This is a genomic window from Paenibacillus sp. UASWS1643, from assembly GCF_008693195.1.
In the GTDB taxonomy this organism is placed as follows: domain Bacteria; phylum Bacillota; class Bacilli; order Paenibacillales; family Paenibacillaceae; genus Paenibacillus; species Paenibacillus amylolyticus_B.
The window spans coordinates 71710-85796 of record NZ_VXKZ01000101.1 but is presented as its reverse complement, the minus strand read 5'-3'; the positions used below and the strand labels follow the sequence as shown (position 1 = coordinate 85796).

Sequence of the window (14087 nt, the reverse complement as noted above, 5' to 3'; positions counted from 1 at the left end):
TTAATGTATCATTGTTCTCTTTCCCCCACTCGGTCGGTTGGAGACAAATATAGAAGGACTTACCCCAGAACAGATCTCTGAAGGTAAGTCCCTTATATCATGGATTAAGACATATAGAATGTTAGAAATTGCACTGTCATTCGTATGGATTACAGTTTAACGATCTGACCTGTTTTCTCGGATTCGAATGCTGCCAGGATCACTTGCAGGGAACGTAAGCCCTCTTCCCCGGAAATCGCTGGAGGTGTTTGCGTTACAATGGACTCTACAAATGCGTCAATTACACCACTCGGCACTTGTTTCTCGTTGGTAGCCATGGCACCAACTTTGTACGTCTCAACTGTACCATTGGTCAGCTCAACGATCACTTCATCGCCTTCCACTGTTCCGATCTTCATAACACCATTCTCGCACCACAGCACTGTACTGTTGTCTCCAGCTCTGTATTGTGTCCAGCTCGCTACGAGCGTTCCGATCGCTCCGCTCTTCATACGCAGCAAACAAGTTGCGTTATCGTCAACTTTAGTACCTTCCTTGTGCAGTGTGCTGATGAAACCAGCCACTTCAGATACTTCATCATTCAGCAGATAACGGATGAAGTCGGATTTGTGCACGCCCAGGTCGCCCATTGCGCCCATAATCGCTTCTTCTTTACGGAAGAACCAGCTTTCAGCTCCGTCCACACTCCATCCTTCCGGACCCGGGTGACCAAATGATGTACGGAAATTAAGGACTTTACCGAGTTTGCCGGAGTCGAGAATTTCTTTTGCTTTTACGTGAGGAGGCATCAGACGCTGGTTGTGTCCAACCATCAGATACACGCCATTTTTCTTGGCAGCTTCGATCATTTGCTCGCCTTCTTCAGTGGATACTGCCATTGGTTTCTCAACCAACACATGCTTGCCTGCATTTGCAGCAGCAATCGCCATTGGCGCATGCAGATAGTTTGGTGTACACACACTAACGGCATCCACCGTTTCGTTTGCAAGCAATTCTTCGTAACTGGAATACGCTTTACCGCCGTAAGTCTCGGCCATCTTCTCCGCACGCTCCACAATCGGATCGGCAAAAGCGACAAGTTCTACGTTCTCATTGGCAGCGTACTCTGGAATATGTCTGCGCTCGGCAATGGCTCCACAGCCGAATACAGCAACTTTAATTTTACTCATGTACATAAGTCTCCTTTGACAAATAGATTAGCATTTTTCATGGTTCGATGGTCCATTAGAATTGATTCAGGTAGTTTTCTTTCAACCAGTTATAGCTGTTGGATACGCTCTCAAGCGGAGGGTTCTGACATACGTCTTGTTCCACGATCAGCCATTCCACGCCTGCATTCGTAGCGCCTTCAATAACAGCTGGCAGGTCAACTGAACCTTGTCCCAATTCCAGTGTTTTCATCTGGCCCTGTTCGTCTTTGCTGAAGTCCTTCAGATGAAGCAGCGGCAAGCGACCCGCATATTTATTAATATACTCGATCGGATTTTGTCCCGCAAATTGTACCCAACATACGTCCATTTCCACTTTTACCGCTTCCGGTGATGTTTGAGCGAACATGGCATCAAAGGCATTGGCATCGCCAACCTGGCCGTGGAATTCAAAGTCATGATTATGGTAACCGAAGATCAATCCTTGTTTCGCTGCTTCAGCTCCATATTGTTGTAACTCAGCGAATAGCTTGGTCCAACCTTCTGCATTCTCAGGACGATCTTCTGGCATCAGGTAAGGGCAAATGATATATTGTGCACCAATTGTTTTCAGGTAATCGATTTGTTTTTGTAAGTCTTCGCGCATCGCATGTAGTGAAACGTGGCTGCTGAAACCTTTCAGTCCAAGTTCATCTAGTAGCGCTTTCATTTCCTCAGCTGGAATATCGCCATATCCGGCAAACTCCACACCTTCATATCCAAGGGCCGCTACCTTACGCAACGTACCACGAAAATCTGCTGCAGTTTCATCACGGAGTGTAAACAATTGCAAACCAATATTAAGTTTTTTCATGTAGGATACACCTCTGTTCTCAAATTTGCTTTCATTGCTCTATCTGGTATCATCCTAACGCAAAACAGGCTAGAATGAACATATACAATATAGTCAGAACATGAACTATCTGATCAAATTTTATTTCCATCATTTTGCATCAATTGAATGTAGCCCATTTCAACTGAAGATATTTACACTGGCACTCCGATGACAGAGCAACCTTCCGATCGCTGTTATCCCCAGATTTTTTTGATTTCCTTTTCAAAAGGATAAAATCCGGAGATAAAGGCGAGTTTATGCTTCCGATGCAGCTTTCTTTCAGAAAGCTTTTAACTTCGTTTCTTCAGGTTCTTTCTGTCCTCTCCGTTTTCGTGTAAATGTTAAGTTAAACTTATGATGTAAAAGGATGTACATATTGGGGGATTTTATCTTTGGATACATTAGAGACATCTGTACTGATCTGTGACTACTCATACCACTATAAGGCGTTCACACATAATATGAGGGGTGAGCTGCAAACCTATCTGTTCCGTCTGCAGACAGAAGGTTCGTGCAAAGTGTATGTACAGGATGAAGAGTTCAGGATGACTAGCGGGGATTTGCTGCTGCTCAAACCTGGCGACGACTATCATCTCGTGGTGGATGAACCACATAAGGAAGGACGCTTGTCCAGCGGAGATTATTATCTGTTCTGCGAGGGCAGTTGGATCGAGAAATGGTGGAAAAGGCAGCAACGTTCTACCGTGAGCCGGATTGGACTTGATGATAAACTCATCAGCCTGTGGAGAAATATGTTACTTGAGAAACGTCGCGGACCTCTTGAGGAAAATGCAGAGCTAAAGGATGCGTTACTGCGCGGATTATGTCTGTATATCGACCGGGCAATTAAAGAGAATATTCAGACCGATCGGGCAGTTTCCTCTGCGCTGAAGTTAAAACGTTTTATTGAGGAGCATGCCACGGTTACGTTCAAGCTTGATGAAGCGGCTCGTTATGCGGGCCTCAGCCTGTCACGTGCCGTCCGTTTATTTAAGGAGCACTACAATCAGACCATGATTCAATATGCGATTGAGATCCGTCTGAATGCGGCGCTGGAACGAATGAAATACAGTGAAATGACACTGGAGCATATTGCGGAATCCTGTGGTTTTGCGAGCTACTCCTATTTCCACCGGGTATTCCGGGCGCACTTCGGTGTGTCTCCGGCGGAGTATCTCAAATCCAGACAGCATGAGCCTATCGATGATCTGGAGCATGTATGATGTTCAGTATCAGAAACCCATGACCTTAAAGAGGTCCATGGGTTATTTTGATACATTGAACTGTGACCAGCTCTCAGGACGACTGGAAGTCAGAACGTTTTTTATATGAATGAAGTTCACTTCAATATTTTTTCATGTGACTCCCACAGAACAAGACTGTACAATTATAAAGACTGTCATCTTACCCATTCACATCTATCATAATGGAGCGATACATATGCTAAACCACCAGCGCAAAGTCCTCATCATCGAGGATGAATCAGATATTTCGCGCATTCTGCGAGATTATTTAACCAAAAATCAATATGAAGCCGCCGTGGCAGCCACTGGACAAGATGGACTTCAGATTATGGAGCTTATTCAACCAGACTACATCATTCTGGATATTATGCTTCCGGACATGGACGGGATCGAGGTCTGTCGAGAGATCCGAAGGCGCAATAATATCCCCATCCTCATTCTAAGTGCCAGAGGCAGTGATACCGACAAGGTACTTGGACTTGGCTTTGGAGCAGACGACTATATGACCAAGCCCTTCTCACTGAGCGAACTGTTAGCACGGATTAATGCCCACTTCAGGCGTTATGACAGCATGACTTCCGTTGGAGATAGAACAGAACTACTGCATCTTGGAAACCTGGTGATTGATAAAAAAGCCTATAAAATTACATTAAACGGATCGGAAGTTTCTCTGTCTGCCAAGGAATTTGAACTACTTCATTACTTGGCAAGCCACAAGAATCAGGTATTCTCCAAAGCCCAGTTGCTCGACGCCATCTGGGGATATGCAACCTATGGCGATGAAAATACCGTAACCGTATACATTCGCAGACTGCGTGAAAAAATTGAGGCAGATGCCTCGCATCCGACCGTTCTGAAGACGGTATGGGGTGTCGGTTACAAATTCAATTACGAATAAGTGAGATTGGAGGCACCCACATGTCATTGAACAGGTGGTCCAAACGCTGGTTGTTAACAACACTTGGGCTTCTCATTATTATCGTTTCAAGTATCCTTGCACTGTCGATGATGCTGTTACAAGATCGAAATTCAGGCGAATCCAATCTGTCCCTGAATCAGGTTCGACTCAAGGTCAATCCGATCTTACTCGCTTTGGAGCAAAATCATCAGCATCTTAATGAACAAAATATTCGTGAAGTCATGCGTTCCACCGCCAGAGAGACCGGGGTTCTGCTTACCTATCTAAACTTGGATGGAAAAGTCATTCTGTCCTCCGACCCCACCTCTGAAGGGACGCAAGTTAATCTGCGTTCAGCTCTCCATTATGATCTGCATCATGCCACGCAGGCCGCGGACGGTAACGATACGCTTGATATTGCGTTTCCCGTGATGGACGGACCGATGGGAAGTCAGATCGGCAATGCCATCTTTTCCATCCCCCAAGCGATGGTTACGATTCAGCAACCGATGACTTTTCCGGTTATATTGATTAGCGCACTCATGCTCCTGTCACTGATTCTGAGCTTATTTCTATTCTGGATGAAACGAAAACTGGACAAACATCTGCTCTCTCCCATCCATCAATTGAAGCAACATGCGGAATCCATGCTTAAAGGCAATTATGAAGAAAAAATCCAGTACAACCGGAACGATGAATTGCTCGAAGTATATGCCATGTTTGATCTAATGCGCACGGAGATTAAACATATGAGCGAGCAGCGTATTCAGCAGGAACAAGCACAAAAAGAACTCATCACCAATATATCTCATGATATTAAAACACCAATTACCACGATAAAAGCATACATAGAAGCTATTGAGGAAGGACTATGCAACGATCAGGAGACGCTGATGGAATATATGGGAGTCATGCGGACCCATACGGATAAAACGGCACGCCTTGTGGAGGATCTGCTGGTTCATGCACTTCAGGAATTGGGGCAAATTTCGGTGGAAACCCGTGAAATGTACAGTGGGCCTATACTCGATGCCATGTTGAACCGATTGAACATGTAATACTTACAAGAGGTCTCGTCTATGACGGGCCCAAGTCCAACCACATTCCCAATGCGTTAATCGCTATCGACCCTATCCGAATTGAACAGGTGATCTCCAATCTTGTCGCCAATGCTCTCAAGCATACGGCTCCGGGAGACACGATACGTATAGCCACGGAACTGGAATCCGGGCACTTGAAAGTGACCATCGCCGATTCGGGTCAGGGCATACGTGTGCAGGATATGCCGTTTGTTTTCCAGCGTTATTTTAGAGGCCAGGTTAGTCAGGCAGACCAACGTGTGCAGGAGGGTACTGGACTGGGGCTTTCCATCTGCCAAAGCATTATTGAAGCACATGGAGGCCGTATTTCCTTCACTAGCAAAGAAGGACAAGGTACGAACTTCCAATTCTATCTGCCTATCTGCTGACCCATTTTGGCCTGGTTAATTCACCAAACGCCTTTAACTCCAGCTTCACCCCATTTGGCTGTAATACTTTATTCATAATTTGATAAGGCTTCCTCAACATCCCTCCTCTAGAATGAATCCTATACTGCACTCGGGAGTGATTCGACTTGTCTAAGAAAGTGATTATCCGTGCACAGAATCTGTGCAAGACGTACAACAGCGGAAGTGAGCAACATCATGCCATCCGTAATGTCGATCTCGAAATCTATGAAGGGGAATTCACGGTCATCATGGGTAACTCTGGCTCTGGCAAATCAACCCTCTTATATCTGCTTAGTGGACTGGATCAGATTACAGCTGGTGAGGTTTATTTTCGTGACCAGCGGATCGACGCTTATGGTGAACGAGAAATGTCCGACTTCCGCACGCGCCGAATCGGTTATATCTATCAAAGTATAAATTTGGTCCCGGACCTTTCCATCAAAGAGAACATTGCTTTACCGGGATATATCGCTGGAAACAAAAAGAAAGACATCCAATCCAGGGCTACTGAGCTGATGAATGACATGGATATTGATGGACAGCGTAACCGCCTCCCCTCCCAGACGTCTGGAGGACAGCAGCAACGAGCAGCCATTGCACGAGCTTTGATCAATTCGCCGGATATCATTTTTGCGGATGAACCGACCGGAAGTTTGAACCTGGAACACGGCACCGCAGTTCTGGATATCCTCACGGAAATCCATCGCGAGGGACAGTCTGTTGTTATGGTCACACATGATATTAAGGCAGCCTGCCGGGCAGATCGTCTGATCTATATTCAGGACGGCAAGATAGGCGGAATCCTTGAGTTTGACACTTATGACCAACATCAAATTCAGGATCGTGAAGCGATCATCTTCGCTTTGGTTACGGGGAAGGAGTAACCTATGGCAGTCATGTTTAAACTTAGTTTGTCGTATCTGAGTAAAAATAAAATACAAAATACGTTAATTGCGCTGCTCCTGCTACTCTCGACACTTCTTGTATCTACAGCTATTGTCATACTGGCCAATACGGGTAACCAGTTCAAGGAAATGCATAGTCGGACCAACGGGTCCCATCAGATCTTGACGTTCGACAAAGGACTGAACGATCCCCAAGCTGTGCATGACTGGTGGGCTGCCCAGAACGGTGTTCAAGTCTCACCTTTGCTAACTTACCGCATCTTGTCGGGCATCACCTTTGGCGGCGCTGACATTCCTAACCTGTATCTGTACATGATGAATACCCCGCCTCCGCCATGGAGTGTAGATGAACTTGTATTTGCAAGTGGTACACAGCATTCGGCTCCTGAACAAGGAAGCGTATGGATCCCAACATCCATGGCAAATGCCTATCATATTTCAGTAGGTGATACCGTTGGCTTCAAAACCGGCTCAAGCACACTCGAATTGAATGTTTCGGGCATTGTCATCGATGTACCATACGGGGCACCTTTCTCCAATACAGCACGGGTCTGGATGAATCCTACTGATTATCAACATGATCTCGCGACACTTGCTGGCAACGAGAATCGTATGATGGGCATCCATTTTAACGATTACAGCATGAATTCGGTGTATTGGGAACGATACAATCGTGAGACAGGTATTCCGTTTCTGGAATCCAAAATGGAGTTCGAGGCCATTGCCTCTTTCTATCTGATCATCAATCAGGTTATTGGATTTATCATGATATTCATGGGTGTTGTCATGCTCTCTATCGCCCTGATGACCATCGGGTTTACGATTGCGGATGCCATCTTGGCCAATTACAGAACGATAGGAATCCTCAAATCACTAGGTCTGACTTCCCAAAAAACGATAGGCACCTATGTTATTCAGTATGCATTGTTATCCATCGTAGCCATTATCCCAGGACTTGCACTCAGTATATGGATATCCAAATGGATCATTGATATTTCTGTATCCTCTCTTCGAGTGGGGAATCAGAACATTCCAGTCCAAGGATTGGATGCGGCTATACTGGCCGGCGTACTTCTATTTGCTCTAGTGATTCTGTTCACTGTGCTATATGCCAAAAAGGCACGCAGCATACAGCCCGTGCAGGCTATTCGTTATGGTATGTCGGAGACAGATTATAGCCGGATGGCTGGCAGAATGAATTCGCCATTGGCGCACTGGATCGGGTTCACACGACTGCCTGTGACCGCTGTGCTTGGATTCCGACATGTGTTCAAAAACATCAAAAGTTCTGTTCTAACACTCCTGCTAACCACCATGGCTTCCTCCGTACTTGTTCTGGGTTATGTTCTGTTGACCAGTATAACCGGAATTGAACAGACAGCAGCCAAATGGGGGTATGACAATGCCAATATTGCAGCAGTAGTCGTGAACAAAGGTAACTTTCCAAAGACTGAATTAAAACAAACGTTAGAAGAGGATTCAAGGATTAGCAATGCAGGCTGGCAAGGGAACACAACGGGTGTAATTAGTCCGGAGTCTTCTGCAACAGTGAAGGGCCAATCCATCAGTCTCAACTTGAGTGTACTGGACGGGAGTTATCAGGAACTTGGATTCGAAACGTTAAAAGGGGTTAACCCACAACATGCAAATGAAATTGCCATTGGTGTAAGTGTAGCCAAAACATCAAATAAAGATCTCGGTGATCTTATCGATATCTATATTGAAGGAGAAAAGCGTACATTCCTCATTACAGGCATCTATCAGGCGATCGCCAACATGTCTGTTTCAGGCAGAATCACCATTGATGCCATGAGAAGTGTGAACCCCGGTTATAGTGAATTTGATGTTATATTCATCAATGTGAACGATATGGCACAAGCGGGTAAGGTTGCCTCGGAATTAAATGAGCAATTTAAAGATTTTGCTTCGGTAGTTACTCAGAAGACATTGCTTGATTCGGTTTACGCAGAAGCCGCTAATATCCTGATCTATCCGATGAGTCTGATTGGATTACTGTTTATCATTGTGACGTTCATCATTATTTTCAGTACCTGTAGAATCAATATTCGTAAAGAAAGCAGAACGTACGGGATATACAAATCGCTGGGAATGACATCCCGCCAAATCCGGTTGTCGCTCACCATGGGAATGTTCATACTGTCCTCCATGGGAGCCATACTGGGTATTTTCGCCGGCGTATATCTGCTGCCTATTCTACTCGAAATGGTCCTTTCCGGTTATGGTATCGTACAACTTCCACTGATCCTGCATTGGGGTGGAATGGTACTGTTCACCTGTCTAAGCATCATTGCAGCCAGTCTTGGCTCATGGTTCTCTTCGCGAATCATTCGGGAAGCATCGCCACGTATGCTGGTTATCGAATAGTGCAATAAGGATGCCTTAACACAATAAAACAAGCCCTTCCATACCCCTATAGGATGTGGAAGGGCTTCTTATCATGATATGGACTATTTCCGCCACTTCTTCGCAAGTTCCTCAATCTGATGCGGTGTTGTACGGCAACAGCCGCCAATAATCCGTGCGCCCGCAGCAACCCACTGTTCCGAAGCATCACGCATACTGCCACATGTACCCTGTCCACTCCACGTCTTCGTTGCTGCATCGTATACTTCTCCCGAGTTCGGATACACAATAACAGGTTTATCGCTGGTACGGCTCAAAATACCCACTGCTTCCGTCACCACTTCCATCGGAGCACAGTTCAGGCCAATCGCCGCAATCTGCGGCTCGAAGCCAAACGTCTGTGCACATACCTCAAGCGGTGTGCCCTCGCTGATACTTGTCCCGTCTTTTAAAGAAAAAGATAACCAGGCATACGCATGAGGAAACTCCTTCAGTAAATCAACCAGCACCTGTGCTTCCTGCAAGGAAGGAATCGTCTCAAACGCCAGAATATCAGCACCCGCTTCAATCAGCGCCGCCATACGCGGACGGTGAAATGCGGCAAGCGTCTCATCCGACACGCCGTAATGACCGACATACTCTGAACCGTCCGCCAGATAAGCGCCGTACGGACCAACGGACCCGGCAATAATTGGACGTGGACGAAGACAATTTCCTTCGCGCTCCCCTGTACGATCTGTTATATACTCCTCATTCTCCACCGTCTCAGCACGTACCGAAGAAGCTTCTACAAGCTGACTTGTCGAGCTTTCTCTCCCTACTAGTCTACTCTGCACTTCTGCCCACACGTCATCTCTCGCCTGTGCAGCCAGTTCCACCGTCTTGCGGATCAGCTCCAGTGCTTCCTGTTCATCGATCCCTCTCTTGCGGAAACCATCCACCGTCGCCTGATAACTGGATGTAATCGCACAGTCGGCTCTTGCTCGAAAATAATCTGCATGGACCTGAACGATAACATCCGGATTCTCAAGTAACACACGAGCAGACCATAGTGGATCATCGAGATCACATCCATGCTGTTCGAGTTCCGTTGCCAGCGCTCCATCCAGAATCATGACCGGATGTTCACGCAGGATCCGTTCTAAGGGGTTAGTCTGTTGTGCTTGCGTCATGTACTTGTCCTCTTTTCTTATTCACACGTTCTGTCAGATAATAAGCTGCGTAACACAATGCGATAAATGGAACCCCACAATACAGCGCAATTCGCTGTGTAGGATCAAACGCAATACCTATGCATGAAGCCAGGCATAATATAAATGAAATAATCGGTACCACCGGGTACAGTGGTGTGCGGTAGACCAGATCTTTGACCGCATGGCCTTCCCGGATATATTGTCTGCGGAACATGTACTGGGAAGCACTGATGCTCATCCATACCACAACAACAGCCAGACCCGAAATGGAAACCAGTGTTATATACACGGTACCTGGAGCAATGATACTGGACAGTAGGGCCAGCGCACCACCAACCATACTGATCAGAAGTGCATTCAATGGCACCCCGTGTTTGGTCAATTTGGCAAACCACGGTGAGATCGTTCTTTTATCAGCCAGAGACCAGAGCATCCGTGAAGATGCATACAGGCCTGAATTGGCAGCAGAAAGAATCGCCGTCAGAATAACAAAGTTCATAATGTCTGCTGCATAGGGTACACCAACCCGTTCCATTACCGCTACAAACGGACTTTCCAGTACACTGGCATCCGACATGGGCAACAAGGCCGACAAGATAATAATCGTTCCGATGAAGAAAATAACCAGGCGCCACAGTGTCGTATGAATAGCCTTCGGTATCGTCTTTTCCGGATTCTCCGTCTCACCGGCGGCAATACCGATTAACTCCGTGCCTGAGAAGGCAAAGTTTACAGCAAGCATGGTCATCAATATCGCTGTAGCCCCATGAGGGAACCACCCGGATGCGGTAATATTCGATAGAAATGGAGCCGGTTCAGAATCCGCCATGGGAATGAACCCAAACATGGCTGCGCCACCGATAATAATGAAGATTACGATAGTCACTACTTTTACAGATGAGAACCAGAACTCGGATTCCGCAAATAATTTCACCGTTAATGCATTAAACAGAAAGATCATCAGTGCAAAGAGCGCACTCCATATCCATACGTTCACCGATGGGAACCAGCGCTGCATCAGCAATCCGGCGGCTGTGAATTCGGAGCCAAGCGCAACAGTCCAGGTTAACCAGTATAACCAAGCCACCGTGTAGCCTGTTGCCGGTCCGATATATTTGGCTGCATAACTATGAAATGCTCCCGTCTCTGGCATATGAACAGACAGTTCACCAAGACAGAGCATCACCAGATATACAACGATGGCTCCGATCAGATAGGACAGAATGGTTCCCAGTGGTCCCGCCTGCTGAATGGTGTAACCTGAGCTGAGGAATAATCCCGTTCCAATGACTCCTCCGAGAGAGAGCATGACCACATGCCGTGCCTGCATTTTCCGCTGAAAATGCCCTTTGTCGTTGTTGTTCTCCATACCTGCTGCTCCCCTAATTCTTCATCCAGAAAAAACAAAAAAGACCCACTCTGCCTAAAGAGTGCGCCGTTACTGACAAATAAAAACAAACGCTCCTATCTATCAGGCTTTCACCCGCTGGAATTAGCACAGTATCCTTCAGATCTGTTGCTGAGGTTTCTAAGGGCCAGTCCCTCCACCTCTCTGGATAAGAAAATGATTTTTTACTAATATAGCGATCTATCATGAATGTGTCAACATTAAAATAATAAATGGCACACCTCGCTATTCGGTGGAAGACCCCGGATTGGTGATGGTAATCTTCACATCGTACGTAATTGGCACGGTACTAAAAATGTTGTCCCAATCATCTTTGACTTTCTTCCATGTTTTGGGCTCTTTAATACGCAAGCTGTCCCGAAAATCCGCAACATCAACTTTGTAAGTATGCTGTAGCTTGTATAACACCTGACGAATCTGTTGTTCCGCCAGATCTGAGAATTCTTTTTCCAGTTCCCTGCGATAAGCCCCTTTTTCCTCTCGTTCGGGAGCACGCCAATCCTCCATTAACCAGCCTTCGGATTCGGTCTTTACATGGAATGAAATATCATTGCCAACAACCTTGGGAATTATTTTTGTTTTCTTCTTTTTCATTTCATATACAACAGTAAATCCCTCTTTGTTGTAAGTCTTCAAGACGCCTCCTCTTTCCTTAGGCTTCAGCCACGATAAACCTTCCAGATCCGTTTGACTTAGTTCTCCAATAAACTTAGTTGTTTTCCCATCGAATATGCTGCCACCTGAGAACTTGCCCTCTCCATTGGAGTACAGTACATTCTGGAGCAAGAAACTGGAACCAGATTGCATTTGGGCATCTAATTTGGAGAGCAAAACAGGGTCCAGGATTTTGTTGGACAAGTACGAATTACCGGTAATTCCTGTTAGATAAAATGCTGGAATCCGGGAGGGATCATCCGAAGTCAGGACATCCACGGCACGATGATGACTTATCAGCACCAGACAATTTGGACGAATATCGTTATCCCGAAGTACAAAATCCAGTAGCTGGTCCAGACCATACTTTTTGGCAATATCCTTGGAGACAACGATAACCTTCAGATGATGTCCGATAAGTGGACGATCTCGCCTTAGTGCAAACTGACGAAAGATTTGCAGCAAGGAATCTCCAGTAAGCTGTTCATTGGAATAGGACGTCTTTCCCGAAGCAGGTGAACCGGATTGTCCGCTCTGTTTACTGTTGGAACCGCCCGTGCCAGGAGCAATCTGCACAGTAGCCGTTATATAATTATTCTTTGGATACCTTCCTCCCTGAGCAGCGATGTCCTTCTCAAATTCTGTTTCTTTAGCGATATCGATCCCGAGACCAACATAGACACTTAGTTCCTCGATCTCTCTACTGCTCCAGCATCCGGATATCACCAGAAGGACGGACAAAGCAAAGGCTACACGTAAAAGCATAAAAAAACGAATCATGCATGTTTGCCTCCCTTTTTGCGAATCAGACTTATTATCAGCAGTAACAGAGGTAAAATGGCAAATAGAAGCACGGATAGATTGCCCAACATATCACCCAGAGCAAAAGTTTCATCCACGGTTTTCGGCATTAATGCTGTTAGATATATTACTGGCAGAAGGGCGTACATAATGACCTTGATCTTCTTCGTACGAAATAAATCCCGAATCCCTACCGAAGCACAATAGTGTGTGATCGTGAAACTCGAGAAGATCTGCATAATCCAGATGACCAGTAGCAAGGATTCAAACCGTTCAAAGATCAAACCTTGAATCTCGAAGCTTCTTACGAGATCCAGCGTGGGCCAAGTACGTGTTTTGATGCCGTCGAGTGACAGACTGCCTACAACCATCACTACAGTAATCAGATAAATCATAGTCGATATGATGATGCCCCAACTCATGGCTACATTGCTCTTTTTGGGGTTTTTCATATAAGCAGTCATGACAAACATGACTTCGTACCCCGTGTAAGCCAGCAGCGAAGGTTTCAACCCTTTGAGGACTGGCATGATACCCTCGCCGAGTACCGGTCTCAGATTGCCGATCTCAAACAACTGATTACTAAGCAAGATCTCAATCACAAATATAATCAGTGTAATCGGCAAAATAATCTCAAATACGCGCACAATGACAGCAAGTCCGCCAGAGATCAAATATATGCCAATCCACATAAACACCATCACGATAGCCCATTTTGGTGTGCGCTCGAGCAAGTACATTCCTGTCACATCAGCCATGACCTTAATTTCGAATGCGGCAATCACCATAAAATACATAATCATGGCGAATCCCAATATGTAAGCAATCCAGCTCCCCGTAATCTCACGAGTGAACTGGAACACTGTTTTCTCAGGAAATCTGCGACACAGGGTAACCAGAATAATTCCGACACCCGTGATAATCAGTCCAGACAGAATGATGGAGATCCAGACATCCGGCGTTCCGACAGCTTTACTCGTCGTTCGAGGGAGTGTTAGGATCCCAGCGCCAAGCATGTAATTAACAATAACTACGACGGCCTGCCTTGTGCTAATATTTCCTTCGGAACCGTTCACTTCATCCCACCTCATACCTCGTGATTTACTTCA

General features: G+C 46.0%; 12 protein-coding genes and 1 riboswitch. Of the genes, 6 read left to right on the top strand and 6 right to left on the bottom strand.

Features of this window, described 5'->3' with window-relative positions; translation table 11 throughout:
• Nucleotides 1-149 precede the first annotated feature (149 nt).
• Nucleotides 150-1169: a Gfo/Idh/MocA family protein gene (locus FE296_RS08595; RefSeq protein ID WP_124118195.1), complete on the bottom strand. Its 1020-nt coding sequence runs from the start codon at nucleotides 1167-1169 to the stop codon at nucleotides 150-152.
• Between the two features lie 55 nt (nucleotides 1170-1224).
• Nucleotides 1225-2001 (bottom strand): sugar phosphate isomerase/epimerase family protein, encoded by a 777-nt coding sequence (locus tag FE296_RS08590; protein WP_036606781.1) that lies wholly within the window; start codon nucleotides 1999-2001, stop codon nucleotides 1225-1227.
• Between the two features lie 413 nt (nucleotides 2002-2414).
• Between FE296_RS08590 and FE296_RS08585 the strand changes: the two genes are divergently transcribed.
• From FE296_RS08585 to FE296_RS08565, 6 genes are all read left to right on the top strand, one after another.
• On the top strand, nucleotides 2415-3245 hold the full coding sequence (locus FE296_RS08585) for a helix-turn-helix domain-containing protein (protein WP_150364748.1): 831 nt from the start codon (nucleotides 2415-2417) through the stop codon (nucleotides 3243-3245).
• 217 nt (nucleotides 3246-3462) lie between these two features.
• Nucleotides 3463-4164, top strand: a complete 702-nt coding sequence (locus FE296_RS08580) for a response regulator transcription factor (RefSeq protein ID WP_150364747.1) — start codon at nucleotides 3463-3465, stop codon at nucleotides 4162-4164.
• Between the two features lie 20 nt (nucleotides 4165-4184).
• Nucleotides 4185-5222, top strand: coding sequence for a histidine kinase dimerization/phospho-acceptor domain-containing protein (locus FE296_RS08575; RefSeq protein ID WP_223868819.1), 1038 nt, complete (start codon nucleotides 4185-4187; stop codon nucleotides 5220-5222).
• Nucleotides 5223-5311: 89 nt separating this feature from the next.
• Nucleotides 5312-5632 (top strand): sensor histidine kinase, encoded by a 321-nt coding sequence (locus tag FE296_RS33230; protein WP_263364146.1) that lies wholly within the window; start codon nucleotides 5312-5314, stop codon nucleotides 5630-5632.
• Between the two features lie 146 nt (nucleotides 5633-5778).
• Complete coding sequence (locus FE296_RS08570; protein WP_124118199.1) at nucleotides 5779-6537, top strand: ABC transporter ATP-binding protein; 759 nt, start codon at nucleotides 5779-5781, stop codon at nucleotides 6535-6537.
• Between the two features lie 3 nt (nucleotides 6538-6540).
• Nucleotides 6541-8943, top strand: a complete 2403-nt coding sequence (locus FE296_RS08565; protein WP_150364746.1) for an ABC transporter permease — start codon at nucleotides 6541-6543, stop codon at nucleotides 8941-8943.
• Nucleotides 8944-9026: 83 nt separating this feature from the next.
• Here the strand turns inward: FE296_RS08565 and mmuM are convergent, their stop codons facing one another.
• The 4 genes from mmuM to FE296_RS08545 form a co-directional block, all read right to left on the bottom strand.
• Nucleotides 9027-10094, bottom strand: a complete 1068-nt coding sequence (mmuM, locus tag FE296_RS08560) for a homocysteine S-methyltransferase (RefSeq protein ID WP_150364745.1) — start codon at nucleotides 10092-10094, stop codon at nucleotides 9027-9029.
• Nucleotides 10072-11484, bottom strand: a complete 1413-nt coding sequence (gene mmuP / locus FE296_RS08555; protein ID WP_150364744.1) for an S-methylmethionine permease — start codon at nucleotides 11482-11484, stop codon at nucleotides 10072-10074. Before mmuP ends, mmuM begins: the two co-directional genes overlap by 23 nt.
• Before the next feature lie 92 nt (nucleotides 11485-11576).
• Nucleotides 11577-11678: riboswitch (SAM riboswitch) on the bottom strand.
• Nucleotides 11679-11748: 70 nt separating this feature from the next.
• A complete protein-coding gene (locus tag FE296_RS08550; protein WP_124118203.1) occupies nucleotides 11749-12957 on the bottom strand; it encodes a Ger(x)C family spore germination protein in 1209 nt (402 codons plus the stop codon).
• A complete protein-coding gene (locus tag FE296_RS08545) occupies nucleotides 12954-14054 on the bottom strand; it encodes a GerAB/ArcD/ProY family transporter (RefSeq protein ID WP_124118204.1) in 1101 nt (366 codons plus the stop codon). Before FE296_RS08545 ends, FE296_RS08550 begins: the two co-directional genes overlap by 4 nt.
• Between the last annotated feature and the right edge of the window lie 33 nt (nucleotides 14055-14087).

What these genes read in the sequence shown, in the direction of transcription:
- mmuP (WP_150364744.1), bottom strand. Translation starts at nt 11,484, where the DNA reads ATGGAGAACAACAACGACAAAGGGCATTTTCAGCGGAAAATGCAGGCA.
- FE296_RS08595 (WP_124118195.1), bottom strand. Translation starts at nt 1,169, where the DNA reads ATGAGTAAAATTAAAGTTGCTGTATTCGGCTGTGGAGCCATTGCCGAG.
- FE296_RS08575 (WP_223868819.1), top strand. Translation starts at nt 4,185, where the DNA reads ATGTCATTGAACAGGTGGTCCAAACGCTGGTTGTTAACAACACTTGGG.
- FE296_RS08590 (WP_036606781.1), bottom strand. Translation starts at nt 2,001, where the DNA reads ATGAAAAAACTTAATATTGGTTTGCAATTGTTTACACTCCGTGATGAA.
- FE296_RS08565 (WP_150364746.1), top strand. Translation starts at nt 6,541, where the DNA reads ATGGCAGTCATGTTTAAACTTAGTTTGTCGTATCTGAGTAAAAATAAA.
- mmuM (WP_150364745.1), bottom strand. Translation starts at nt 10,094, where the DNA reads ATGACGCAAGCACAACAGACTAACCCCTTAGAACGGATCCTGCGTGAA.
- FE296_RS08580 (WP_150364747.1), top strand. Translation starts at nt 3,463, where the DNA reads ATGCTAAACCACCAGCGCAAAGTCCTCATCATCGAGGATGAATCAGAT.
- FE296_RS08550 (WP_124118203.1), bottom strand. Translation starts at nt 12,957, where the DNA reads ATGATTCGTTTTTTTATGCTTTTACGTGTAGCCTTTGCTTTGTCCGTC.